Source organism: Peribacillus sp. NPDC058002, assembly GCF_042886655.1.
GTDB classification, from domain to species: domain Bacteria; phylum Bacillota; class Bacilli; order Bacillales; family DSM-1321; genus Peribacillus; species Peribacillus aracenensis.
The window spans coordinates 1-26879 of the sequence record NZ_JBHVQU010000051.1 but is presented as its reverse complement, the minus strand read 5'-3'; the positions used below and the strand labels follow the sequence as shown (position 1 = coordinate 26879).

Below are 26879 nucleotides of genomic sequence, written 5' to 3'. Positions count from 1 at the left end.
CTTAAAATTTAACGTTGGCGCTTTGTTTTGTTCAGTTTTCAAAGAGCAATATCTTCCATCGCTTCTTTAGCGACTCATTTATTGTAACACCTTTCAAACATAAAGTCAACAACAAGTTATCATTTGCTTGTTTATCCTTTTTATCTCAAGCGGTGTATTTAATATATTAGCACTTGCAAATAGATAAGTCAATTTAATCTTTTAAAATTCCGTTCATTTTTTTCATGAACCACTTTCTTTCTATAGAAGTCGGACCCTGCTAATGAATTATCAAAAAAGGAGGGCAGCTGATTATAGCCCCCCTCCTTTTATTAATGATTATTTATTGATGGAAATTACGTCCGCTTCTTCCCTATTTACATTTCCGGCCTTTTCAATCTTCACAGTTTCACCTTCGGAAAGGTTAGTAAAGACGATTGGCGTAATGATAGAGCTGGCATTGTTTTTGACATACTCTATATCAACTTTAAGCAGCGGCTGTCCACTTGTCACTTTATCTCCTTGAGCAACAAGCGCTTCGAAACCTTTGCCTTCTAACTTAACTGTATCGATCCCGACATGTATCAAGATTTCACGTCCAGCTTCGGAAACGATACCTATTGCATGTTTAGTCGGGAATAGGTTAACGATAGTACCGTCTACAGGAGAAACAACCACTCCCTCCTCAGGTACAATTGCAAACCCATCACCCATCATTTTTTCAGCAAAAACTGCATCAGGCACTTCCGTGATCGGTTTTAATTCCCCTTTAATAGGAGAAACAAAACGCTCGGAAACTTCATCCGTCCGTAAAGGTTTCGGGACGACATCCTCAATTTGCTTTTCCACTCCTACTTCAGGAGACGCTTCAACTTTACGAGGCCTTTTTCCATCGATGATATCTTTCATTTGCCCCTTGATAGTTTCTGAACGCGGTCCGAAGATTGCCTGGATGTTATTGCCCACTTCCAGAACTCCAGCAGCACCAAGTTTCTTCAACCTATTTTTATCAACGTTACCGATGTCATTGACTGATACACGAAGACGGGTAATGCATGCATCCAAGTGAGAAATGTTTTCTTTTCCGCCCATAGCATCCAAAATATCTCCAGGAAGACTTCCAGCTGTACTTGCAGATCCTTCAGCTTCCTCATCCTCTTCCGTTTCACGGCCAGGAGTTTTAAGGTTAAACGTCCTTATCGCAAATCGGAATCCAAAGTAATAGATAACCGCAAAGACCAAACCAACCGGAATAACGATCCATGCATTGGTTTGAGGATTAATTAAACCGAACAGTACGTAATCGATCAACCCACCTGAAAACGTCATCCCGATTTTTACGTCCAGTAAATGCATGGTCATGAATGATAGACCCGCAAACAAACAGTGAATCCCGAAAAGTACCGGTGCAACAAATAAGAATGCAAATTCAAGTGGCTCAGTAATCCCCGTCAAGAAAGATGTAAGTGCCGCAGATGCCATCAAGCCCCCGACTATTTTCTTTCTTTCCGGTCTTGCTTCATGATAAATGGCCAAAGCCGCAGCTGGTAACCCGAACATCATGAATGGATACTTACCAGTCATGAAGGTACCTGCCGTTAAATTCTGTACACCATCTTTAATTTGTGCCATGAAGATGGCTTGGTCTCCTCTGACTGGCGTTCCCCCGCCTTGAGGGATGTAGCTGCCAAATTCGAACCAGAATGGCGAATAGAAAATATGATGCAATCCAAAAGGAATCAACGCACGTTCTACAACCCCAAACACGAAAGCTCCCAGAGTCAGGTTAGCACCCAACATATTTTCAGAAAATGAATTTAACCCCGATTGAATCGTCGGCCAAACCAAAATCATCAATAACCCAAGAATAACTGCGCTGGCGGCCGTTACAATTGGTACAAAACGTTTACCTGCAAAGAATCCTAAATAAGAGGGCAGTTCAATTTCATAAAATTTATTATACATAACAGCAGCCATGACACCGACAATAATACCGCCGAACACGCCCGTTCCCAACGTCGGGATTCCCAGAACATTGCTATACACCGCACCATTGTTCTCAATGTCGGCTGCGTCAATCCCGAGAACGGTTCCCATCGTTACATTCATAATCAAGAACCCGATAATCGCAGCAAGGCCGGCAACACCCTCTCCGCCAGCTAACCCAATCGCGACCCCAACAGCAAACAACAAGGGAAGATTCCCAAAAATAATATTTCCGGCATTCTCCATTACCGATGCAACCATTTCCACTCCGCCACTCGCAAGAAACGGGGCGATATCCAACAAAGTTTCGTTTTGCAATGCATTACCAAACGCAAGCAAAATTCCGGCCGCCGGTAAAATGGCTACAGGAAGCATCAAAGCTTTTCCGATTTTTTGCAAAACACCAAACAACTTCTTAAACATAGGCTTTCCTCCTCTTTACTGTTTTTTCCACGCTAATAAAACGGTTACATTAAACGATGGTATTCACCTTCCCACGCATCAGAATTCAAATACAAAAAAGGCATAAGCAAAGATAGGATTGAAATGAAAATTCAGGTATATAATACCCTCTTTCATAACAATCATTCTCCTCACTTATGCCTGATCGAATCAGTAACACGTAAGTTAATGTTCTTTTATTTTATTTTCTTTTGTAATCGTTGGATATGCATCGTTAAATAGACAGCTTCCGCATCACAAACCGGTTTGCCTAATTTCTGCTGCATAATTTTTATTAGCTTCCAAGAGATATTGTAACACAGAGGATATTCTTCTTTCAATAGCATTGCTATTTTTTCGGGTTCCTCAACTTTTTCCCCAGCCAACACCCTGTCTATCATGAATCTTAAATGACGGACCAAACGTGAATAGTCTATTCTATCCTTATTAATTTGTACGTCGAGCTGTTCCTCAACGACTTGGATAAGATGATAGATTAACTGCGAATGCTGATTGACTTCCGATAAGTCTTTATTTGATATTGCACTATGAATATGAAGCGTAATAAAACCGATTTCCCCTTGGGGCAGGCCTATGCCTGTCTTATCTTGGATTAATTCAATTACATCAACAGCAATATCATGTTCAAAAGGATAAAGGGTTATCGTTTCTTTCAAGAATGGGTTTTTGATAGTCATTCCTTGTGAAACTCGCTGAAGGGCGAACAATAAATGATCAGTTAAACCGACATGTATATGTTCATTAAGTTTCCCAGTTACCCGATCGTTAATGAGATGAATGGATTCTATAATGGCAGCTTGAAGATTTTGATCGATCTGCGGCAAAAGTTTTTTGTAACTTTCCTGTTCCTTAACATTTTTCAGGACAAACGTTTTTTCCGCAAGTTCCGGACTTAACTCTTCGCCTTTCTTTCGGTTGAAGCCTAAGCCCTTTCCAATAGAAACGACTTCTCCATACGACGGATGCGTGGCAATCACCACGTTATTGTTCAAAACCTTTTCAACGATAAAACCATTCATTTTTCTCCCTCTTTTTTTCTCAAAGTCATCCCTATACCCCATACAGGATAAAGTACTTAGTACTTAGTCCTTTTACTATACACGATATGAGCTTTCTCTTACAACATGAAAGAAGAGCCCCGAAATCGGGACTCTTCTTTCTTACTTGCATTATTACTTCAAGAAAATGAAATATAGCAGGAAGACGACTCCAAGACCCCACATGATCGGGTGAACCTCTTTAGCTCTACCTTTCATCGACATGGTGATTGGATAGAATATGAATCCGCAAGCTATACCTGTCGCAATTGAATATGTCATAGGCATCATGATGACCGTAAAGAAGGCCGGAACCGCAATTTCGAACTTTTGCCAGTCAATATTTTTAAGTGATGATGCCATTAATACTCCGACTATAACCAATGCCGGCGCAGTCACCGCAGATGTCACAACTGAAAGAAGCGGGAAGAAGAAAAGGGATAGGACAAACAGTAAGCCCGTCACTACAGCAGCGAAACCGCTTCGAGCACCAGCAGCAACACCTGATGTAGACTCTACATATGATGTCGTGGTGGATGTACCAAGAATTGCACCTGAAACGATGGATAATGAATCAGCAAGTAATCCTTTTCCCACTCTAGGTAGAACATTATCCTTCATTAGTCCAGCTTGTTGCGCAACAGCCACTAACGTCCCGGCTGTATCAAAGAAAGCTACGAACAAGAAGGTCAATATCACGATTAGCATTTGACCAGTGAAGAGATCACCGGGATTTCCGAAGGCATCGAACGCAACCCCGAATGTTGGCGCTATGCTAGGAACGGCACCGATTATTTTCTCCGGCACCGGAACTTGCCCAAAGATCATTCCTGCAATGGCCGTGATGACCATACCTACGAACACGCCGCTTTTGACGCCTCTCGTCATCAAAATGACGGTTACGACAATTCCGAACACAGCCAATAAAGTATTTCCTGATGTCAAGTCGCCCAGTCCGACAAGAACGCTGTCATCATTCGTTATGATTCCAGCATTCTGAAACCCTACAAAGGTAATGAACAAACCAATACCGGCTCCAACTGCGTATTTCAATTCGACCGGAATTGCATTAATGATTTTCTCACGTATTCCCGATAGGGAAAGCAAAACGAAGATTATACCTGAAATCAATACCCCTGATAAAGCTGTCTGCCAAGGAATCCCAAAACCAAGTACAACGGTAAAAGCGAAGAAAGCATTCAATCCCATGCCCGGGGCAAGCGAGATTGGATATCTGGCTATAAGCCCCATCAATATCGAGCCAATTGCGGCTGCTAAAGCGGTAGCTGCAAAAACCGCTCCGTAGTCCATTCTCAATTCATCCGGATAGTCCTCGATACTTTGTAAAGTCAGCATCACAGGGTTAACAACCAGGATATATGCCATTGAAAGGAATGTAGTTAGTCCGCCAAGTATTTCACGGCGATAATTAGTTCCCAGCTCGTTAAACCGAAAATAATTTTTCATTATGAGTCTCCCCTATCATAAAATCATAAGCCAACAGAAAATGCCCCATTCACTTTTGAACGGGGCTTGACTGCAGTCATGTAAAGAAGTGGCGGTTTATCCATACTCGCCAATCCATACACATCGTAGTCAAGCCGTTCTCGGCAGCTTGGTAGAAACTTTTGGGCCATATCCCCAATATTATACGACAATTATGTTTTTTATTATTATAGGTATAGTGTACCAATCACTAAATTAATCGTCAATATACCAAACGAATATTTTTTATGCAATTTTAGGAAATGTTCGCTTTTCGCTATATATCTCTTACTTATTATGGCTATATATTCGCCAACATACGGGAAATGTAAGTAATCTACATATTCAAAAAATTATTTTAACCAAAAAAATCAGTGAAGGTTAATTCCTTCACTGATTGGATGATTTTAATCTTCTATTCCCACTCGATCGTTGCAGGCGGCTTAGACGTAATGTCATACACGACGCGGTTTACATGGTTTACTTCATTAACGATTCTCGTTGAGATGATTTCAAGTACATCCCATGGGATTCTTGCCCAATCGGACGTCATTCCGTCAATGGATGTAACCGCACGGATTCCGATTGTATAATCATACGTACGCGCGTCGCCCATTACCCCAACGCTTCGAATGTTAGGAAGCACCGTAAAGTACTGCCAAATTTCACGTTCCAAACCATTCTTTTTAATTTCCTCACGTAAGATATGGTCAGATTCACGAACGATTTCAAGTTTTTCATCTGAAATTTCGCCTAATACACGAATACCTAAACCTGGACCCGGGAATGGTTGACGCCAAACGATTTCATCCGGAATGCCCATTTCACTTCCAAGTGCGCGCACTTCATCCTTGAATAGAGTGTTCAAAGGCTCAATCAATTTAAATTGCATATCTTCCGGCAGACCGCCAACGTTGTGATGCGATTTAATTGTTTGTGCAGTGGCCGTACCACTCTCGATAATGTCTGTGTAAAGTGTACCCTGTGCAAGGAAATCAATTCCTTCGAGCTTCGTTGCTTCGTCATCGAATACGTAGATGAACTCGTTACCGATGATTTTCCGCTTTTGTTCCGGATCTGAAACGCCTGCAAGTTTCGATAGAAAACGGTCTTTTGCATCAACCTTGATTACGTTCATATTGAAGCCTTCACTGAATGTTTCCATTACACCTTCGGCTTCCCCTTTACGAAGTAATCCATGATCAACGAAAATACATGTCAGCTGGTCGCCAATCGCTTTATGGATCAATACAGCAACTACGGATGAATCCACACCGCCGCTCAATGCGCATAACACTTTTTTATCTCCGACCGTTTGGCGGATTTTCTCCATCTCTATTTCAATGAAGTTCTCCATCGACCAGTCACCTTTACAGCCACAAACGCCGAATACGAAATTTTTCAAAATGTCATTCCCGTATACCGAATGACGGACTTCGGGATGGAATTGCACGGCATACAATTTACGTGACTCGTCACTCATAGCCGAAATTGGGCAAGACGGGTTTGTCCCATCAACTTTAAAACCTTCAGGCGTTTCCACCACTAAATCACCATGGCTCATCCAGACGATTTGTTCTTTCGGCAGGTCGCTGAATAACTTAGACTCATTTTGAATGGAAAGTGTCGCTTTTCCGTATTCACGGTTTTTCGCTGGCTCCACCTTACCGCCAAAGTGTTTAGTCATAAGCTGCATTCCATAACAAATACCGAAAATCGGAAGGCCCATTTCGAATATGCGTTCATCACAACCAAATGCATTTGCATCATAAACACTGTTCGGACCACCTGAGAAAATAATTCCCGTTGGGTTCATTTTCTCGATTTCTTCTACAGTAATTGTATGAGGATGAAGCTCACTGTACACACCAAATTCGCGGATACGACGAGTGATCAATTGATTATATTGGCTTCCGAAATCAAGTACTACGATCATTTCCTGGTTTTTTTGCAATTCTGTTTTCCCCGGCACAAACGTCACCTCTATCAATGTAATTCACTCATAAAATCGAGTGATAATTTCTTATAAAAAATATTATCATAAAAAAAGAAAAACTAAAAATCCACCCTCAAAAATACAGAAAAAGTATAGACGAAGGCAGATTTTCAGCTTTCCTGTTAAAATCCGCCTTCATAGTCAAATCATTTACGGTGATTCGGTAGAAACTTTCGATCCATATTATCGAGGATATATGAAGGATATATTAGTTTAAGTTAGTTTTTGTTATTGTATCAATATAATAAAAACCTGGTCAAGAGCTAGTTTTTCTCATTAAACTTTCCCAACCCTTTTGAAAGTGTTTCCAATCGCCATCTTCCACGTCTCCACGATATATCATTAACTCGTATTTAGCCGTTAATTCACTCATCTCATCCGTATCGTACACTGCATCCACATAGGCGGCGTACTCCCTTAAAGTTTGCCCCTCCGGACGAACCAAACCAGCTCGTTTTAACTGTTTCAATAATATTAAATAGGCGGTCGAGAAATGAGCACCGGTTTTCTTTCTATAACGAAGAATCTGCAGATGGGGAATCCACTTCCTTCTGAAGAAATAACCAATAGAAGCAAGTATCAATACACCTGACAGTATGATGGCAGTCCATTTTAAGAACCATTCCATGTTCCTTGTTTTCAAGGGTGATCGAGTTTCCCTATCAGGTGTATCATGGAGTTCCTTGGCCTCTTTCCTTGTTTGCTCTTTATTAATTGGGGTTTCTTCAGTGTTCTTCACTTCCTGTTTCCATTCCGAATCGTAAAATTCAACTTCCCCATCAAAACCCTTTGTCGGCTCGAAGGGAACCCAGCCTATCCCTGCAAAATAAACCTCGACCCAGGAATGTGCATTATTATTGGTCACCTTATATACGGACTCGCCATCAAGGATTGATTTTTCCCCTTCCGTATAACCCTTTACCCACCTTACAGGCATATTGGCGGCTCTTAGTAAAACGACCATTGCACTTGAAAAATTATCACAATACCCTATCTGTGTCTCGAATAAAAATTGATCGACATAATCTTGATTGCTCTCCGGATAGGGAATATCGTCCTTAGAATAACTGAATTCAGGTCCGTCAAAATAATCCTCAATAGCTTTTGCTTTATCGTACCAATTCGTTTCATTCCTTATAAGCCGGGATGCCAATTCATATATCCGGTTTGGCAATCCCTCTGGAAGCTGAGTGTTTTTTTCCATTATTAAATCCATCGACCCGTCGGGATCCGTTACCTTCCTTAACTCAGCTATATCAAAACTCTGCATATCATAGCTAAGCTCATACTCTTTCAGGGAAAGTCGTTCGCCAGTATCCTGTTCGGAAATAACTTTGTCCATTCCCTGATAATATTTGAAATCCTTCCCGTTTTTGGCCTCAATCTTTTTTAAATACCCGGATTGCGGATGAAGGATATGGGAATATGATTCCATCATGGACACATTTGCCGTCATTCCTTCTGTCCTCACCACTTCAGTAACGTCGTGAAGACCTAAAGATGCCATATCCTGTCCGTTGGAAAAAGTGTGAAAGTCCGTTTCCAGTATGGAATCCCACCCTTTGCCGGTATAAATATCCTTGTTCTCGACTTTCCAGTAATGTCCTGCAGGAGCATTATTATAAAAAACGATGGAACTATCCGGCTCTATCGAACCGCCAAGCTCCGAATCGTCTTCATCATATCCCACACTTTTACGCTTCGAACCTCCTTCTTCTTTCCCCGCTTTATCAGAATAAGAAGTAATATAAGGCACCGGGTCCGGCCACTGCGGAGAGAGCTTCGGGGCAGCGAAACCAACAAGGACACTTACCAATATCATGCCGGTCAGCATCAAGATCCACTTATTGATGGAAGCCATCTGAAACTTGATCCTCTCCTGTATCGTCAGACGCAGCAGGGACAGCAGGCCTAGCATCAAGAAGCCGATGATGATTATTCTAATCATTGCCATATCCCCCGCATAAGGAGTGAATGTATCAAGTACAGATATAAAAATCACCGTTAACATAAAAAAGAAAAAGATGCTTTGCCTCACCATCACCCAGTAATGGATCAAGTATGTTACAAGCCAAAGAAGGACAAAAAATAACATCGTTCGAAATGGATTTGTGATCAACTCCCAATTCCCATCATATATAAAACCAAGATTGCCCTTAAAATCCGCTAGAAACCCTTTCAGCCATGACAATTGAAATAAAGCGTCTATTGAATGGAGGAACTGTAATGAAATCATTATATAAGCACTATTGAGAATAACTCGGATTGACCAATGTAGGCGGAAATAATGCAGCAGCAGGGAATAGAGCAAAAATAAAATAAAAATGATGATATTACCTGTATCGGTGAGTTTATCGACAGGCCTTAACCATTCAGTAATCAACAACAGACCAAATACATACATCAAGACATGCATGAACCTTTCCAACTTTTCGGTGGTGACATTCACTTTGCCATCACCTCTGATCTATCAAACTTTAGTTGGCCCTGTTCAAAAAAGCTAACCTTCATCCCCCTCGAAACAGCTGCAGAACTTGACAACCTTTCCTCATCAGTAAGATTTGCCTGTTTCTTAACACATAACATTAATCCCTGATTAGGTTGGAAAGCACTCAATATGTCCACCTTTTCTAAAGTTAAGTCTGAAACGATGAATATCACAGCAGCGTTTGCCGGAAGAATTCCCTTCCTGACATTTTCATTCAATGCGTTTACTGCACTCGGCTCTTCTTTAACAAGTCTGTAAAAAATCCTTCGTTTCTGGTAATTGCCCGCTGCTGCCGGTATGATCATCCTCGACCCCATACTCACATACCCAATTTCCATGCCTTTCTTTAACATGGCGTGAGCAACGGAAGCAGCCATCACAATGGATTCTTCGAATAAATCCGACGGCTTTTCATCAAGCATGATGAATACATCCCGGTTTTTCTGCACTTCGAATTCCTTCGTCATGATTTCACTCGTTCTGGCCGTCGCCTTCCAATTAATCCATGACAACTGATCGCCTGGATGATATTCCCTTACTCCGGATACCACTGAATGTTCCCGTTGTGTTTTCTTTGTTGAAACCACTGCCCCCTGATTGAACACTCGATCAAGATCACTGTAGGCAAGCTCATGATAACGAGGAAAAACAGTTATTTTCAGAGGTGAACTATATATCGCTTCCTTTTCGACTAACCCGAAAAAATCCCCAACCCAAAAGCGGATCGATTGAAACGAATGCTCTCCACGCTCCATGTCTTCCAAGGTATATGACATGCAGAAGGTACGCCTGAATCCCGGAAAGATAATGATTTTCCTTTGAAATCCCCTATCTTCCAGACGCTGAGGCAATTCCTCCTCTACCACCATAAATAGTAGGGGCAGCCGGTTTTTACGGGTAAACGTCAATGCTATTTCAACAGATTCGCCGGCCTGGCATTCCCTTTTATTGATCTTTCTCTCAACGATCAAATCATGCAGCGGATAAAACAGCAGAATCAAAGCGTACACAGAAAACGGCAAAAATGAATAAAAAATGAACCAACTGACAAAACCACCTTGAAACATTGCATAGCAAAAGGAAACCGTCAAGAGTAATACAAGTCCGACCACACTCATATTTCCCCTTAAAATGTTGATGAATTTGCGCATTAGGTCATAGCCCGCTTTACAGGCACCTGTGTTGTCGCCACAACTTCATGTATCACCATTCCAGCATCGAAGCCCTCATACTTCGCTTCAGGTTTCAAAATAAGCCGGTGGGAAAATACGAATGGCACCAAATATTGAACATCGTCCGGCAGAACATAGTCCCTGCCCTGGACCCGCGCGTAAGCCTGGGCTGCCTTCATCAAGGCTATCGATCCACGCGGGCTTACACCTAAATAGACCCCTTCATGCGTACGTGTTCGATTCGCCAATTCAACAATATATCGTTTTATTGTGTCATCCACTATCACAGCTTTTACCTCAGCCTGTAATTCTATCAATTCATCCAAGGTGATGACGGCTTCCAGCTCATCAAGCGGTACCGTGTATTGAGCTCTATTAAGAACCTCTATCTCTTCTTCCACACCCGGATAGCCCATTTTCATTTTTAATAGGAATCTATCCAATTGAGCCTCCGGAAGCGGATACGTCCCCTCGTATTCGATCGGATTTTGTGTCGCCATTACGAAGAACGGCTTCTCCAATCTCCTTGTGACACCATCAATCGTCACACTTGCCTCTTCCATGGCTTCAAGTAATGCAGACTGAGTTTTCGGCGAGGTCCGGTTAATTTCATCGGCTAAAATAATATGTCCCATTATCGGACCTGGCCTAAAAATGAATTCTTGTTCCTTAGGATTGAAGATCGAAACACCAGTAACATCAGAAGGAAGTAAATCAGGTGTGAATTGAATTCTCTTAAAGCTTGCACCTATAGATTTTGCCAGTGCCCTTACCATGACTGTCTTCCCTACGCCCGGAACATCCTCCAATAAAACATGTCCACCGGAAAGGAGTGCCACGATACTTAGTTCTGCTATATCCCGTTTTCCGATAATCACCTTTTCGATGTTCCCCAGAACCATTTCCAGTTTTTGATTGACCTGCTTATAAATCATTCTCTACCTCCCGGGATTCACAGTATCACCATGATTTCATACCTTTTTCTATATCAAAATTTTACATTAAGCTCCAATTAAACCTTACATTGTAAGTTTACTAGATATTCGGTAAACCATAAACGAATTTGTCCAAAAATATTAATGCAGTCTATTGAAAAAAGGTATGGTAAACTGTTGCTAAGTGAATATGAATCTTGCAGAAAAAGGTGCTGCATTGTCAGCTTAATAGGGAATTCGGTTTAAAACCGAAGCTGTTTCCGCAACTGTAAGTGCTAATGAAATAAGATGTTTACCACTATTTGAGGTTGTAATCGCTCGCCGATTACCGGCCATTTAACCCAAATGGGAAGGTTCTTAGAGTAAAATGACGCACGAGCCAGGAGACCTGCCTTTTTTCATCGTATTATGCTCTTCGGAAGATAGGAGATTGTACGGCCCTCCCATCTTTTTCTACTACAGATACATAGATGCCCGAAGCCGACCAAAACTCTTGGTCGGCTATTTGTCTTGCTGGGAAAAGCAATACGGAGGTCATTCACCCAATACGTAAAAGGAGGAAGATTTATGGCAAAGAAAGACTTTCGTTTTTTATGCTACCCATACATGCGTGAGTCCGTATCGACCGTCGATTTTGAAATCCGCACAGACTCATTGACGACACAGATCGGCTTGGCCGCCTCGCTTACTGAGGACGTCCCCGATGTATACCGTGACTTAATGGAATTATTGCCCATGGTTTACCATTTAAACGGCTCAGTCCGTGGGAATTTAGCCATTACCGGCGATGATCTCGACCGTTTAAGTGCAATCTACGACCGGTATGTCGCTGAAGTGAGGGATCGAATCGAAACATTCGTCCTTCCACAAGGATCAACCGCTGCATGTACTTTGCATACTTGCCGCAGTGAGGCCAAAAAGTCCGTGCGAGCTTTACACAAGGTAAGTCTAGAAAAGAAAATTCCAGGAATTCTTTTTGATTACGCTCACTTGCTTGCAAATGTATTATTCGTGATGGCAGTCTACGTCAATAAGCAACAGGGGATCGAGGAGATTCCTTTTATAAGTAAATCATACCCAACCAAACCAATGAAAAAGAAAACGGAGGAATAAATAATGAAGAGAACCCTACGATTCAGTTGGATTTCCATGCTGATGCTTACGCTATTCCTCACCGGATGCGGAGTGAACAATGATCAATCCTCAAAGGATAATAAAGATAGTAAAAAGGTCGAAGAAATCAAGGATTATACCGTTACGGATGATACTGGTAAGAAAATAAAATTCGAGAAAATCCCGGAAAAGGTCGTTTCACTTCAGCCAAGCAATACGGAAATCTTATTTGCCCTTGAACAGGGTGATAAAGTCGTTGGCGTGACAGACTTCGATAATTATCCAGAGGAAGCGAAGGATATCGAACATGTTTCAGACTCCGTTAACATTAATGCAGAAAAAATCATTGCCTTGAAACCTGATGCCATCATTGCTTATACCATTGGGGATGAAACGGCACTGAAACCACTTGAAGATGCCGGTATCCCTGTATTCATCATTAAATCTGCGGCAAATTTCGATGATGTATATGGTGATATCGGGCAGATTGCTAAAGTGATGGGTGTCGCCGAAAAAGGGAATGAATTAGTGAAAGATATCAAATCCCAAATTACAAATGTCGAAGAAAAAGTGAAAACCTTAGATGAAAAGGAGCAAACATACTTTGAGATTAGCCCTGCTCCGGAAATCTATACAACAGGATCGGAGACCTTCCAAAATGAAATCATGGACACTGCCGGCATAAAAAACATCTTTGATGACCAAAAAGGCTGGGTTAAAGTATCTGATGAAGAAATCGTCAAAAGGAACCCTGAATCCATCATCACCACCGCCACGTATGCAGATGATGCTGTTGGTGAAATTAAATCGCGTAAGGGCTGGGAAGATATCGATGCGGTGAAGAACGATGATGTCCATTTACTTGATGAAAATATCATGTCACGTCCTGGACCAAGGGTCGGGGAAGCTGTTGAACTCGCAGCAAAGACTGTTTATCCTGACTTGTTCAAATAACACGATAGGAGGATACGCCAATTAATCGGCGCATCTAAGTTTGTAGACAAAAGGGGTTCGGAATTAAAAAATTCCGAACCCCTTTTTGAAACACAATTTTGGCCAGGTTTAAGAGAAATAGGCTCTACGATCGACTATGTTAAGCCATGCCCTATTGGCCATCTTCTTTTAATTATTAAAAGCGAAATGAGCATCGTCTGTATCGACTATTTTTGAGTCCCCTTAATGTAGTCCAACGAATACCTTACTTTTCATTTGCATCTGCGAATACATGCCAAATCGTTTTTTGTATTTCGGATATCTATTTTTTACACCATGATGACTGCGCAGATGATATGCATCTGACACATATGCCCGCCAGTCCTCAGGTATGGTTACTATCTAATTGTTATAACAAAGTCGATTGAAGAGAAAGGTACGGGACTCCTGCTTAGAAATGCGGGTCTAGTGAGACCCAGCAGGCGCAAGCCGAGGAGGCTCCCTGACCACCCGCGGAAAGCGAGTTTCTTGAGCGGAAATCAACGTCCAAAAGCCATAAAAAAACGGCAGGCAAACTCCAATAAATGGTCCACCTTTTCATAATTTTCTGCACCGATCATCAAGGCAATGAAGCCACGCCCCACCGATCAGTACATTTTAAGGAGACCTCCTTTCTGTCTTGTTTATGCTAAAATGAATGCAATCCACTCATAAGATATAAGAGGTACTGATCATGTATAAAAAATTTTTCATTTTAATCTTCGCAGCCGCCCTTCTTTTAGGGCTTATTAAAACTGTTATGGATATGTAGCAAAACAGCCCGATTCCTGACTTATGCCAGGAATCGGGCTGTTTTCATTTTCGATTAACATCACCATTCAGCTTCCCCATTTTCGGGATAAGGATAAAAAACAAACAAACGACCAAAAGTGCCAAAATGATGCCGAGCAATATCGTCAGGTCAAAATTAAGGGAAGGCTCTGTTTCTTTTTCGCTTCTTGTTCGAATGGCGGCTTCCGAGAATAATCCAAGCTGTTCTGATTTTGAAGCGATGGTATTATTCTGATTCTCCGTTACAGGAGACAGAAACAGTGAGTCCTTCACCGAGTCAACGGCATCATATTTCCCTCTTTCAAAAGTGAGGTCCTTTTGTTCTTCAGGCAGTTTCCGCTTCTGTTCCAACAATCCTTCTTCATGGAAATACTCCGTTTGAATATCAATATCCTTTTCATGATATTCATTAGGCTCCACCATGGGTTCCTCTACCGCCCCGCCATGAGGTGCATGGCTAAAAAACAGGATGAGCAAGACAGGCACTACATATTTATTCCACTTCATGGGCCATTGCTCTTCTTTCTGTAAGACGCTTCACCATATATGGGATGATCGTTGCAATAAGCGTCTGCACAATCAAGATGATACTAGCCGGAATGAATGCCGACTGATTACCGAATTGTATGGACATGTATACGTCCGCAACCGGGTGGTCTACATTGAAATTAGGCATGATTAAATCCAATAATGGAATGGTAAAGAAACTGATCAAACCAATCACCAGGATAGCGCCGACAAACGGCCCAATCGAGAACGCTAGTCGGGTAAACGCTGCACAGAAGAATAAAAGCAGGACGGTGAATACGGTCCATTTAATCTCCTGCATATCTCCCAGCGGATAGATCTTCAAACCATACATGCTGATGATTAAACCTACGATCAGGTTCAATAAGGTAAACAAGGCCGCATGGACCATCATTGGAATGGTTTCGTAATGATGCAGGAAGAAACCAATCAATAACCCAGAGATGAGAATGATCACCAACATGACGATCGGCGGGATATTAACCTTTTCCTGATGAAGGACTTCCCCGCTGATTTGTACGGGATTCGCTAAATATTCGTACACATACCCATTCTGCTGATCATCGACTAGAGTATTATTCAAGACACTATATACATCCGTCTTGATTCTTTCGGTTGAGTCTACATTTTGGGACCAATTGTCATTAAGCTGATCGGCCCTTTCCTGTACTGACCCCACTTTCGCTTGCAGGTCAGCTGTATCCTTCGTGACCGTGTCCTGTCGTTCCGCTACAGAATTGACAAGTTCGGAAATGAAGCCGACAGTTGTTGCCGTATTGTCTTGAAGTGATACAAACATTTCTCCATCAAGATTAACTGGAGGTTCAGCCTCCATTTCAGGAATTTCCATATGATCTGACAAATTGGCAGACACTTCTTGAGCCTTGCCGGTAATTGCCACTAATTCAGCTAAAGTGGCTTTCTGCCCCGTTTCAACGTTGGCATCATATTCTTTCATATAGCCCTTAATGGACTCTGAGAACATGCCGAAGTTCTCATTGACTCCTGCTAAGCTGGCTTTAACGAGTTTCGCTTCTTCATCTACGTTTCCGGAAACCCCATTTTTCAAGTTTTCCAATTCTTTTATATTGGCTGCAAATACCTTATCTACATTTGCTTCCGTGACTCTTTCAGCCAATTCCCCATAAGATGAGAGTGAACCGTAATAGGCAAGGAGGGTAGTTGAATCCCGATTGGTGATAGGATTCTCAAAGGCCCTCACCAGCACCGCTCGCCTTTCTCCCCCCACTTTTCCAAGAAGTGACTGTTCGAGAGTCTTGATTTCTGCGATGGCCTCATCGATTGTCATACTCTGGATGTCCTGTAATTTTCGAATATCTTCCTGTGACTTTTTCCATTGGTCACCTAAATCCTTATAATTCGTGCCGAGTTCATTATAATCAGCTTGTAATTGCGTAAACTGTGCCAGCAGCTCATTATACGAATCTACCAGTGTATTGAACTCAGTTATCACTTGGTTATAATTTCCTGTCCTTCCGTTTACCGTTCCGCTGAGATTATTGATTTCCGTTTGGAGTTCTGCTGTAAGGATATTGATTTGTTCAGCAGCTCCTTCACTTCCTTCTGCCGGCACCAAACTTTCAAGTGCCGTGTTGATCCCAGTGATTTGATCCAGCAGTACCTGTAGCGACAGTTCATCAATCGGGTCCTTCTTTTCAGGTGCAGCAACCGATTCATCTTTGCCCGTTTCCGTTTCGATATCTTCTATAGGCGTCGTTCCTTCACCAATGACTTCCCCATCACCAGAGCTGCTTGCAAGATTCCCTCTTTGCACAAGCAAGGTAGACTGAAGGTTATCAAGACCCGCCTCTTCCGATTGTTTCAATCGTTCAATCGAGCTTTGTTGATCTTGGGTGATTTTCGCAATTTGTTCTACTTGTTTGTCTTTCATGTTTGTCGAAAATTGTTCCAATTCATTACTGCTGGAATCAATCTTCTGCTGCATGATACCAACATTCTCACTAATGCCTTGATCATTAAGGCTGTATTTCGTATTCATCCCTTGCTGAATCTCCGGTATCGACTGGTTCCCTTCATTCAGCACCTTGTCATATGATTGAACACTCTCATTGACAAGTTGCTGATTTTGAGCCGAAGCCTTCTCAAAAAGAATACTTTGAGCTTTTTGATATTCCTCAAAAGAAACTACATCTTCTACAAAGGAAGCCATTTGAGTCTTGGTGTTCCCTATTTCATCCATTGTTTCATTACTCGTTTTACCAGCATCCTTCGTTTGGGCAAAGACTCCTTCAAGCATGTCCTTATGCTGCTTGATTTCGCCGGCAAGGCTTTCCGAGCTTGGAGTATAAAACTCATACATCGTGTTTTGAAAAGCGATTTCTTTAGCAAGGACATTATCGAACTTCTTACGGATGTCCTCTACCGATTGGGAAACATAGCTCCAATACTGTGTTGAAATATGCTTATTCATTTTACTCTTTGTCTTCTCTAATTCCTTTTGTACCTTTTCCATGTTCTCTGCATTCAAACTAGGTTGTACCTTGTATTTTATCCCCGCCTTGACAGGCTGTTCATCATCGAACGTATAAATATTCTCTGAAAAATCGGATGGAAAATATATTACTGCATCATACTTTTCATTTGCAAGCCCACTTTCCGCCGTACTTCTATTAACCACAAACCACTGATATTCAGAATCCTTGTCCAATGTAGTAACAAGCTCTGAGCCCACGAAAATAGGATTATTATTAAATTCAGTGCCATTATCTTCATTTACAATGGCGATTTCACGAGAAGCCGTTTCTGTCTTTTTCATTGGATTTTGGCCAATATAAGAAAAAAACAAGATCGGCAGCGCTAAGATCACCAGTATTTTACCGATTAATAGCATCGGTTTTATTTTTTCAGACACTCTCTTGCACTCTCCTTCTTTCTTCACTTAGTGGTATTTGGATTTTACTCTCCTGGCCATTCAGCACAAAGTATCCGTAACCCGGCTGTATTTCTTCTTCTTTTCTGGAATAGGAGAGGGTATACAAGCTTTGGTCCGATTTTTTTATAAGCAAAACAGCCTGTCTGACTTGTTTCAGTTCGGTTGTCAAAGAATCATACCCCTTCGTGAAGTCGTTGGCATTTCCAGCGACAATCAGACTAAACCCGAGGTGGCTGTACTGTTTCATCAAACTGCTGATCTTATCCTGAATCCTGCCGTCTATCGTTTGCTGGATCCTTGGAATGCTGTCTATGACAAACAAGATCCGAGGGAATTCCAGTTGCTTCATCGGTTTATTTTCCAATGCCGCTAGATAACTTCGTTCACGTTCTTCAAATATTTCAGAGATATGGTCGAGCCATTCGGTTATCTGATCTTTTGTTTCCACATAGCTCACCTTCTCCTCTAAAGCATAAGAAGATAGACCCCGGTCAACTCCGTCAAATAAACCAATTTCCCCAATTTCCTGTGTAAGCATCGATTCCAAGAGCACTTTAAGGACATTCGTTTTCCCTTTACGTGACTGTCCTACGACAAGCAGGAATGGATTGGAATTCATCTCCACAAAAACAGGTGCAACCCTTTCCTCTGAAAGCCCGATTGGAATGGAATCCTTCTTAATGGCTTGTGAGCAGTAACTCTTGAAGCTTCTGGAATCAAGATGTGCCGGTAACATCGGAATCGCCGGCGGTTTGGCTGTTTCCTTATATGTAACCTTATGTTCTGCCACGGCTTGTTTCATTTCTTCCAAGACGGCTATATCATCCGCACCATCGGCCGGTAGATAAACCTGCGTTAGATAGGTTTGGTCCTTTTTCACCAACGCCCTACCCGGAACAGGTTCATTTTCATAAGGGGTTCTCCCCAAAACTGAATATTGTTCCGAACTGTCCATTAAGTAATGGACGACCTTCGTCTTAAGGCTATTCATTAACGGCTGGCGAATCGCATTGATTCTCGTTGCCGTTAAGATCATGAATATTCCAAGTGATTGTCCATCACGTGCAAACTGAACGAATTGCGCTTCCTGGTCTTGCATCTCATCCTTCACTAAGTCGAAATTGTCGACCACGATATAAATAATCGGCAATTTATCTTCCACTAATGCATTATAAAGCTTTATGTTACTAAGCTCCTTTTCTGAAAAAAGCTGCTTACGCCTTTCCATTTCCCCCTTCATGAATAACATGAACTTTTCAATTTTCCTTAACTCATCGAACCTGAAGTATTCCCCTGTATGAGGCAGCTGTCGCATTGGCAATAGAGCGCTATTCCCGAAATCGAAAATATAATAATGCAGCTCTTTTGGACTGAATTGATCTGCAAAACTAAAAAGAAGTGTCAAAACGGTGGTTGATTTGCCGTATCCGGAAGAACCAAAAACCCCAACATTTCCATCTTCAATCCAGTTATATACATAATTTGTCTGGAGCTGCAATTCGGGCTCATCCTTCATTCCCAAGTGGAATTGATTGCTCGTCAAGCTTCTTTCAGCATTTCTCGATAAACGATTTGAAAGAGGCGGCAGCCATGGGCTTGCCAGCTTCTTAATATCCATTACTTCCTGTGTCGCCACAATTCGATCTGCCACGGCTTCAATTTCACTAATCTTTTCTCTCTTCTTATTAGTGATCTGTTCCGATACATTTGAGATTTGAACAAGGCCGAGGTCCGTGACAAGTGCCACTTCATCCTCAGATCCAACCGTATCCTCTAAATATGGTGCACCGCTCCACGCAGACTGGAACAATTCATAAACCTCGTTATTTCCTACCTGCAAATATCCCCGTCCGGTGACAGTAATATTTGCTGCATCACTATTTTTAAGAATTTCCTTACTATCATTGGCATCCTGCACTTTCAAGGAAATTTTAAAACGGGCATTGCTCCAAATCTGGTTATCAATTACACCGCCCGGCTTTTGTGTAGCAAGAATTAAATGAACTCCCAAGCTCCGTCCAATACGCGCCGTACTCACTAATTCACGGATGAAATCCGGTTCTTCGTTTTTAAGTTCCGCAAACTCATCTGATATCAAAAATAAATGCGGTAACGGTTCATCCGCTTTGCCTTCTTTGTATAAGTCCGTGTAATCGTTGATATGATTGACTTCATATCGATCGAACAAGCGCTGGCGTTTCTTCAATTCACTATTGATGGAGGCTAGTGCCCTGGCACTGAAGTTCTTGCTTCCCTCGATATTCGTAATGACTCCGAGCAGATGCGGAATCTGCCTGAATGGCTGTGCCATTCCCCCACCTTTATAATCAATGAGCAAAAAAGCAACTTCATGCGGATGATAATGAACGGCTAATGATAGGATGTAGGTTTGCAGTAATTCACTTTTCCCCGACCCTGTCGTCCCAGCAACCAATCCATGGGGGCCATGGGCCTTTTCATGCAAGTTCAATTCAACCCTATCCGTTTTCCCTTTCAATCCAATGGGAACAGCCAAGGATTTGGAAGACTGATTGGTCCGCCAGTTTTGGCTAATAGGCAGATCTTCCACTTCACGAACTTTCAATAATTCCAGAAATGATACCGTTTCCGGTATGGAATTGTTCATGCCTTTTTGATGATCTAGTGAACGCAGCGTACGTGCATATCGCTCATTCCCTTCTTTTGAATGGGCATCAAGTTTAAAAGGAGTATGAACCGCCTTCGTTTGCTGGATGAGAATTTCACCTTCAAGATCATTTATATACTTCACAAGCGTATGGACATTTTCAGTCAAACTTTCTTTTGCATCCGCTGCAAAAATCGTCGAGATACCTAAATCGTCTGTTTTACCTTCTAAATATTCCAATATGACATGCTCCGCAATTAAATTACGATCCGTGACAATAAAGACAAAATGGGGAGTAAATCTCACTTTCCCTTTGTTCTCATCCAAATCCCTTTCCCTCAATAGCTGATAAATCGAGGTCAGTATCTGGTCACGTGATTGCTCATTATATATAAAGCCTTTTGCATAGGCATGCGGCAATTGAAAATGAGGGAGCCATTTCATCCATTCCCAGTCTTGGTAATCCTTTTCCGGAAAAATGGCCACAAATCGAACATCATGATAACTATGAAAAAAGGCCAGCTGCCCAATCAATTGTTGCAGCTCCCGTTTAACAATCGATTCCTTTCCGACCAGGCCCATCGATCCGCTTGATAAATCGATGGATAACGGAAGATCTTCCAGGTTTTTGTATACATCCACAAGTTCTTGCGACTGCTCAAGTAAATCATCTATATCCCGATTGGACATATCGCTACTATTTACCGATACCTCATAACTTGAGGGTATTTTCGCCGTTCCGATCTTAAAGTGCAGGGCATCTTCACTTTCCAAAGTTCGCTCCCATATACGGTCGCTGATACTTTCAGTGAGAAGCTTCATCCTTTCAAAGGAAGGGTAATGATAGAAAAGCACATTCTTTTGTGTCTCAGACAGCTCTTGCAATTCTTCCCTCTTCTGCTCTAGATACCTGGTATATACACGTTGGCGTTTTTCTTCTCTGGATTTTTGCTTCTTTTTGTCTTTAAAGTATTGTACAGTCGAGGTAACTAAAGTCGTTGTGAACATCACAATCGATATGATGATGAAAATGCCCCGAGGCTGAATGACCGTGATGACCCCCATGACGATTAACATCATTAAAGGCGGCATAAGGATTAGCCATAACCCTCTATTATTATCTTCCGATTCCTGGCTCGGAAAAGATATTGTCACTTTCTCATCCGGCAATTCGTAGATCATCCTTGGTGTCCTGCGATATTGTGGATAGTTTTTTTTCATTTCAGAAATTGGCTTCTTCATTTTAGATAAAGATGTTTCATAGCTCTCGGCACAGTGAATCATCAATAAGTCGCCTTCAACCAACCTCAGCGCCATATTCGGCCAGCAAATCAGGTCACCATTTTGAATGGGAACAGTCTTCGTCACCCTTTCACCATTCAGGAATATCGTGCTATTTTCCTTTGGCTTGAGAAGCCACTGCCCTTTATGAAGCAAAAAGGAAAATCCATTGCCTGAAACTGGTCCTTCTTTACAAATAGTCGCCCCCACCTTGGCCGATAAAGTGATTTCTTTCAAATTGCCTATATAATAGAGGCTTTCTTCCAATTCCCCTGCTGTATAAAAAATCCCGACCGTTTCTTCTCCTTCATGAAAGGTGAAGCTTTGGAATGGCTTTACATCGCCAAGCTTCTTGTCCTCTCTAAACACCTCATATCCATCAAGTCCTTCCTGTTTTTTTAGCTTGATGGAACCATGTTCAAAGGGAATGGAATAAACCGTGATCGTATCCTGTTTTGATGGCCCAATCGTAATTGGACCGTTATGATCGTCCTTGATTGTAAAGGATTGGTAGGTCTCCTTAGAATAAATCCATAATAAACTCATTAAATCTCACCTCCGCAAAAAGGCCCATTGCTCACTCTTTGCTTTTCTCTTTTTCTTCAGATGATTTATTGGAGGAATCCTTGGAAGCAGATTCCTTTTCCGCTTCTTCTTTTACAGCAGGTTTTGCCTCCGCTGCGCCTTTATCCTCTATTTTCGATTCTGTTGAAGGCTGGTTCTGATCTTGCTGTTCCTCCATTTGCTTTTGCAATTCCTTTATTTCCTTTTCATATTGGGACAACTCAGTATCAACTTCTTTAATTTGCGTTTCCTTTTCTTCCCCTGAAAGGTTATCGTCCAACTTAATTTGTTCTTTCTGGTTTACCAGCCCATACATAATCAATTCACGATCCTCCATGATTCTCGCCAAATCGATCGCGTCCTCGTTCATGCCCCTGCCTATATAAATCCAATATAGAAGATACTGACTATCGGTTTGCAATGTGATTGCATTTGCTACATTCTTCTTCCTGACATCATCTAACGGCTCATAAGTGACGTAGGACTTCGCCAGTTCATACTGAACGACATACGGCATTTTTTTCGGATCATAGTTTTCCAAACGGTCAATGACTTCACTGTATTTTTGTTTTAAGAAGCTTTCACCGCTTGCTACATATGCTTCCTGCTTAGGGTGGGAGAAAAATAGTGTGTAAATCGTGAACAACAGCAGTGGCACTAGAACGATCACCGTACCCCAAAGTGTATAACAGCCCGTTTTCCACTTCTTTTCAGGGATATGCACAAATGCTTTTTCTTCCTTCTCTAAAGCATCTATCCGATTTTGAATGACCATGGAAAGCTCATCCCAAGTTCCCGAAAACAATATACTTTGTGATTCATTCGATAGTTTCAGTGTTTTATGGTAATGCAGGTACTCTTCGAATGTATACTGCCCATCCACAAGCGCTGAAATCGTTGCCTTCGTTTCTTTAAATAGCTCATCTTGATCATTCTCATAAGGAGGCAAACTGTCTTTTACGCCATAATGCAGGAAATATGGGGCCAAGCTTGAATCAAAGATGATATTTTCTGGACAGACGACTAGTTGCAGGCGACTCAATTCATGATTCCTGGTTTTCTTCAAGATTTGATAAGACGCTAACCATCTACTCAATGGATTTTTATCTTTAGCTTTTGAAAAAACAAAAAAAGAGGCTGGTGGATTTACTCTGATCTGCACCTCGTCCTCTGTCACTTCTATATGTTTCTGGAGAGCATCATCCGCTTCATGAATAAGCTGTAATTCCAGTGGGTCTTGCATCGATAGTTTTGCCCGTTGGAAAACGAACGAATGCCCCTTATCATCCCTCATCATTTCAGCTTCTGTTTTTTTCTTCAGATATGAGGATTTTTTCTCATCCATTATATGTAACTCCTTTACCCCTGCTAAAGGGCTTTAGACTTTTTTCCTATAAAGAGTCCACACTTAATCCATTAGAGGATCTCAAGGCGGTCCCCCGTCGTAATTCCGCTATCAAGCAGGGTTTCATAACCTGAACATACGAACTCTTTATTCTGGACCCGCACCCAATAGCCTTCTTTAGGTGCACTGGCAATACCCTTTACCTGCCATATTATTTCCACAACCTTCTTGATGGAGCGGTAATTCGACACTTGCAAATCAAACACTTCCCCTGTATACCTTTTTAAATCGATCGTCAGTTGAATATATATGGAAACCACCTCTTTTAAAGCAAAAAAACACCACGATCTTCATAAAGAGTCGCGGCGCTTTTTCCTAGAAAATTCTTTATCTCATTGACCTAATGATTATCCGCGAATTTGACTAGCAATCTGATTATCCGTGTCTTCAAGGATTTGAGCTGATTTATTCAATTGTTGAGAAACTTCATTCAACAAACGTGCCATATCCATGAATGAAGGCTTTAATTCTTCGTACTGGCCTACGAAAGCCTCACTGGAAGAACCTTCCCAAATACCAGTTAAATGATCTCTCATTCTATCTAAACGACCAATCATATCCGTTACTTGTTGGCTCTCATTATCGTATTGTCTAGCTACATCTTTCAGTTCCGAAGGTGTTACACGAATTTGTGACATAGAAAAAACCCTCCTTTTATCTTATATAGTACATTTTAATAGAACCATACATTTTCTGCCATATAAATAAGCGCAAAGTCGAAAAATGGTAAATTATGATTATACAAAAAAACCTAAATATGGCATTACGAAAGTCTATGTACCTGTTTTTACAAATCTTTAAACCCGTTTTTTAGTTTTATTTTAACTTTTTACTTTTTATGGTAAAAAAGGTTCCTTATACCTAATATTCCCGAACCATTATCCAATAATATGGTTTACACCCTAATGATAGGGACTTTAGACTTCTTTTAGTCAATTAATCAAACGTTTGATTAAAGCCTGAAAATCAAACGTTTCCATACTGTTCGCCTTTAGAAATGATCGACCCCAAATCATTCAAAAATGGACATCCGATTGAACGGGGGACCTTTTTTACAAAGATATTTTGAACTGATTCCTCTTTTTTCGGTCTATTATTTCGGCGTAGGAATACGTCATATAGCGAGAATGGGTCTATCCAACAGAAACAGGCCATCTCTTCCCATAGGTTTTTGGAAAAGTGATGGCCTTTATACTTAATACATGATTCAATTACGTTGCTTAGTCATATAACCCGTTCCAAAAAATGTTTCAAAAACCGACCACTTTCAACATTTGTACAGACGCGGATTCTAGATTCGCCATCCTTTTGGCCAATTGTCTTGCCTGTTTCTTCACCTTCGGTCACCACCTTGACGTTCATCCGTTCTGCATTCACAAAACTTGAATCAACCGCAACCCCGACAGCAAGCGGATCGTGAAGGGCGCAACCGCCTAAGCCTGGATGGGAATTTTCATATGCTTTCATATAATAATCGGTCATTTCCGCTAAAAATTTGGCGCTTTCCTTACCAGTGGCCCGCCAATCATCGAGCTTCGATTTCAACAGATATGTTTGGAGTGTCACATCAAGCCCCACTAGGGTGATTGGCAGTCCTGAAGCAAATACCTGATCAGCTGCTTCAGGATCTGATATTATGTTCGCTTCAGCATAGGGCGTTACATTTCCTGGTACGTTTACGGCACCGCCCATAATAACGACCTCTTTTACTAATGACATGATCATTGGGGCTTCTTTAATCGCCAATGCGATGTTAGTCAGTGGTCCAACTGCAATAATCGTAATTTCATGCGGTCTGGTTTTCACTTGATCGATAATGAAATCTACTGCATTTCCTTGTGATGCTTTGATGGTTGGTTCAAACTGAAGAGTATTTCCTAACCCGTCTTCCCCATGAACATGCTTCGGATATTTCTTCTTCCTTCCACGCACCAAGGTTTGGTCAGCACCTTCAAAAACCGGAATGCGCCTATTTAATTTTTCCAAAACGGCAAGTGTATTGCGGGTCGATTCAACAACGGGCACGTTACCAAAGCAAGTGGTGAATCCGAGCACTTCCAATTCCGGAGAATTTAAAGCATATGCCATTGCCATGGCATCATCAATCCCAGTATCAACATCAAATATGATTGGTTTCAATATTTCCACACCTTCCAAAATCACTTTTTGAGAGCTTTTCCATAGAGAAATAACAAATTGATTGCCCTCTCTTTTCTCTTTCTTATGTATCAGGAAACACTGTTTTCCAATTGAATTTTAACATTCAACGATAGGCAGTTCCACAGAAAGTTAGGAATACTCTTAATTCGCAAACAGTTGGCAATGCCAGCCACTTCTTGTATCGACCGGAAATAATAGTTGACCGCTCATAAATATCAATGATATAAAAAGGGAAAAGAAGAAATTATATCTTAGTTGTGACCAATTCCTCATCAACTTGTTCAATGCTATTACGTCTACTACAAAAGCAGTTATGAATACTCGCGTTTCGAATTTATGATATCCAAGGTGGAAAAAGGATGAAAATGTTTAAGTTGATTGAAGATGTTCCTTCTGTATATAAAAAAGGAACAAAATTCTTTTTAATATCACATTCAGAATTCATTGGCGTGAAAAGTTATGTATTACTGGCTGAAGATTTGAAAGGAAAGATCGAAGTAACGGAAGAGGAATTGAGGAGTAAATTCGTTTCCATCCATTGATTTAAAAAGCTCCATTTGGAAGCCGATGGAATCGAACCAGCGACTAAAAAACTGAATATGTGGAAGGAAAGGACATGTACATTATGGTGAATGTTTTCCTAAAAACTATGATTCTAATGAGCCGGAAATTTTCAGCCAGCTCATTTTTAACGAACCACATAACAAACCTTATTTAATGGTCTATTTACGGGATAACTTCATCATATTCTATCCCACACCAGGAGAAAGCATTGTTAAAGTCTATAGCAAATCAGATAAGTTCATTCCTATGGTACAGCTTCATTGGGCTGATTCTATATACCTCTACTTAGAACAGAAGCTCCTTTCCCTTCCACTCTATTGTTTTTTGCTTCACACTATCGCCATATAATTCAATAAAAGAGAGAAGTATTGGCGTACAACGATGAAGCACCGCCAGAGTGAACAAATAGAATGTTATCCT

Annotated in this window: 17 protein-coding genes and 3 riboswitches; of the genes, 3 read left to right on the top strand and 14 right to left on the bottom strand. The window is 41.4% G+C overall.

Annotated features, from left to right (window positions below):
• Positions 1-318: 318 nt before the first annotated feature.
• The 7 genes from ptsG to ACFVSH_RS11745 form a co-directional block, all read right to left on the bottom strand.
• Complete coding sequence (gene ptsG, locus ACFVSH_RS11775) at positions 319-2388, bottom strand: glucose-specific PTS transporter subunit IIBC (protein ID WP_387604985.1); 2070 nt, start codon at positions 2386-2388, stop codon at positions 319-321.
• A 215-nt stretch (positions 2389-2603) separates the two neighbouring features.
• A complete protein-coding gene (glcT, locus tag ACFVSH_RS11770) occupies positions 2604-3446 on the bottom strand; it encodes a glucose PTS transporter transcription antiterminator GlcT (RefSeq protein ID WP_387604984.1) in 843 nt (280 codons plus the stop codon).
• A 153-nt stretch (positions 3447-3599) separates the two neighbouring features.
• Entirely contained in the window at positions 3600-4931 is a 1332-nt protein-coding gene (locus ACFVSH_RS11765; RefSeq protein ID WP_260288108.1) for an NCS2 family permease, read from the bottom strand.
• A gap of 106 nt (positions 4932-5037) precedes the next feature.
• A riboswitch (purine riboswitch) is annotated at positions 5038-5139 on the bottom strand.
• 225 nt (positions 5140-5364) lie between these two features.
• Positions 5365-6921 carry a glutamine-hydrolyzing GMP synthase gene (gene guaA, locus ACFVSH_RS11760; RefSeq protein ID WP_311202594.1) on the bottom strand — a complete coding sequence of 519 codons (1557 nt, stop codon included), beginning with the start codon at positions 6919-6921 and terminating at the stop codon, positions 5365-5367.
• Positions 6922-7063: 142 nt separating this feature from the next.
• A riboswitch (purine riboswitch) is annotated at positions 7064-7165 on the bottom strand.
• 36 nt (positions 7166-7201) lie between these two features.
• Positions 7202-9394, bottom strand: a complete 2193-nt coding sequence (locus ACFVSH_RS11755; protein ID WP_387604983.1) for a DUF4129 domain-containing transglutaminase family protein — start codon at positions 9392-9394, stop codon at positions 7202-7204.
• Complete coding sequence (locus tag ACFVSH_RS11750) at positions 9391-10584, bottom strand: DUF58 domain-containing protein (RefSeq protein ID WP_387706017.1); 1194 nt, start codon at positions 10582-10584, stop codon at positions 9391-9393. Before ACFVSH_RS11750 ends, ACFVSH_RS11755 begins: the two co-directional genes overlap by 4 nt.
• Complete coding sequence (locus tag ACFVSH_RS11745) at positions 10584-11540, bottom strand: AAA family ATPase (protein WP_387706015.1); 957 nt, start codon at positions 11538-11540, stop codon at positions 10584-10586. The genes ACFVSH_RS11750 and ACFVSH_RS11745 overlap by 1 nt, the downstream gene beginning before the upstream one ends.
• A gap of 190 nt (positions 11541-11730) precedes the next feature.
• Positions 11731-11950: riboswitch (cobalamin riboswitch) on the top strand.
• A 157-nt stretch (positions 11951-12107) separates the two neighbouring features.
• Between ACFVSH_RS11745 and ACFVSH_RS11740 the strand changes: the two genes are divergently transcribed.
• Positions 12108-12653 carry a hypothetical protein gene (locus ACFVSH_RS11740; RefSeq protein WP_387604980.1) on the top strand — a complete coding sequence of 182 codons (546 nt, stop codon included), beginning with the start codon at positions 12108-12110 and terminating at the stop codon, positions 12651-12653.
• Positions 12654-12656: 3 nt separating this feature from the next.
• Positions 12657-13607, top strand: coding sequence for an ABC transporter substrate-binding protein (locus ACFVSH_RS11735; protein WP_387604979.1), 951 nt, complete (start codon positions 12657-12659; stop codon positions 13605-13607).
• Between the two features lie 834 nt (positions 13608-14441).
• On the opposite strand, the gene essA is transcribed toward ACFVSH_RS11735, so the two are convergent.
• The 7 genes from essA to ACFVSH_RS11700 all read right to left on the bottom strand — a co-directional run bounded on the left by essA (position 14442) and on the right by ACFVSH_RS11700 (position 25874).
• Complete coding sequence (gene essA / locus ACFVSH_RS11730; RefSeq protein WP_387604978.1) at positions 14442-14924, bottom strand: type VII secretion protein EssA; 483 nt, start codon at positions 14922-14924, stop codon at positions 14442-14444.
• Positions 14911-17838 (bottom strand): type VII secretion protein EsaA, encoded by a 2928-nt coding sequence (gene esaA, locus ACFVSH_RS11725; protein ID WP_387706013.1) that lies wholly within the window; start codon positions 17836-17838, stop codon positions 14911-14913. The genes essA and esaA overlap by 14 nt, the downstream gene beginning before the upstream one ends.
• Positions 17831-22312 (bottom strand): type VII secretion protein EssC, encoded by a 4482-nt coding sequence (essC, locus tag ACFVSH_RS11720; protein ID WP_387706011.1) that lies wholly within the window; start codon positions 22310-22312, stop codon positions 17831-17833. Before essC ends, esaA begins: the two co-directional genes overlap by 8 nt.
• Positions 22313-22343: 31 nt before the next feature.
• On the bottom strand, positions 22344-23675 hold the full coding sequence (gene essB / locus ACFVSH_RS11715) for a type VII secretion protein EssB (protein WP_387706009.1): 1332 nt from the start codon (positions 23673-23675) through the stop codon (positions 22344-22346).
• A 71-nt stretch (positions 23676-23746) separates the two neighbouring features.
• Complete coding sequence (gene yukD, locus ACFVSH_RS11710) at positions 23747-23986, bottom strand: ESX secretion system protein YukD (RefSeq protein WP_387604986.1); 240 nt, start codon at positions 23984-23986, stop codon at positions 23747-23749.
• A 96-nt stretch (positions 23987-24082) separates the two neighbouring features.
• Positions 24083-24373 carry a WXG100 family type VII secretion target gene (locus ACFVSH_RS11705; RefSeq protein ID WP_034306171.1) on the bottom strand — a complete coding sequence of 97 codons (291 nt, stop codon included), beginning with the start codon at positions 24371-24373 and terminating at the stop codon, positions 24083-24085.
• Positions 24374-24959: 586 nt separating this feature from the next.
• On the bottom strand, positions 24960-25874 hold the full coding sequence (locus ACFVSH_RS11700; protein WP_387604974.1) for a nucleoside hydrolase: 915 nt from the start codon (positions 25872-25874) through the stop codon (positions 24960-24962).
• A 380-nt stretch (positions 25875-26254) separates the two neighbouring features.
• Between ACFVSH_RS11700 and ACFVSH_RS11695 the strand changes: the two genes are divergently transcribed.
• Positions 26255-26437 carry a hypothetical protein gene (locus tag ACFVSH_RS11695; protein ID WP_387604973.1) on the top strand — a complete coding sequence of 61 codons (183 nt, stop codon included), beginning with the start codon at positions 26255-26257 and terminating at the stop codon, positions 26435-26437.
• Positions 26438-26879 lie beyond the last annotated feature (442 nt).

Coding starts and splice junctions, on each gene's coding strand:
- ptsG (WP_387604985.1), bottom strand. CDS start 2,388: ATGTTTAAGAAGTTGTTTGGTGTTTTGCAAAAAATCGGAAAAGCTTTG.
- glcT (WP_387604984.1), bottom strand. CDS start 3,446: ATGAATGGTTTTATCGTTGAAAAGGTTTTGAACAATAACGTGGTGATT.
- ACFVSH_RS11765 (WP_260288108.1), bottom strand. CDS start 4,931: ATGAAAAATTATTTTCGGTTTAACGAGCTGGGAACTAATTATCGCCGT.
- ACFVSH_RS11750 (WP_387706017.1), bottom strand. CDS start 10,584: ATGCGCAAATTCATCAACATTTTAAGGGGAAATATGAGTGTGGTCGGA.
- ACFVSH_RS11745 (WP_387706015.1), bottom strand. CDS start 11,540: ATGATTTATAAGCAGGTCAATCAAAAACTGGAAATGGTTCTGGGGAAC.
- ACFVSH_RS11740 (WP_387604980.1), top strand. CDS start 12,108: ATGGCAAAGAAAGACTTTCGTTTTTTATGCTACCCATACATGCGTGAG.
- ACFVSH_RS11735 (WP_387604979.1), top strand. CDS start 12,657: ATGAAGAGAACCCTACGATTCAGTTGGATTTCCATGCTGATGCTTACG.
- essA (WP_387604978.1), bottom strand. CDS start 14,924: ATGAAGTGGAATAAATATGTAGTGCCTGTCTTGCTCATCCTGTTTTTT.
- essC (WP_387706011.1), bottom strand. CDS start 22,312: ATGAGTTTATTATGGATTTATTCTAAGGAGACCTACCAATCCTTTACA.
- essB (WP_387706009.1), bottom strand. CDS start 23,675: ATGGATGAGAAAAAATCCTCATATCTGAAGAAAAAAACAGAAGCTGAA.
- ACFVSH_RS11705 (WP_034306171.1), bottom strand. CDS start 24,373: ATGTCACAAATTCGTGTAACACCTTCGGAACTGAAAGATGTAGCTAGA.
- ACFVSH_RS11695 (WP_387604973.1), top strand. CDS start 26,255: ATGAAAATGTTTAAGTTGATTGAAGATGTTCCTTCTGTATATAAAAAA.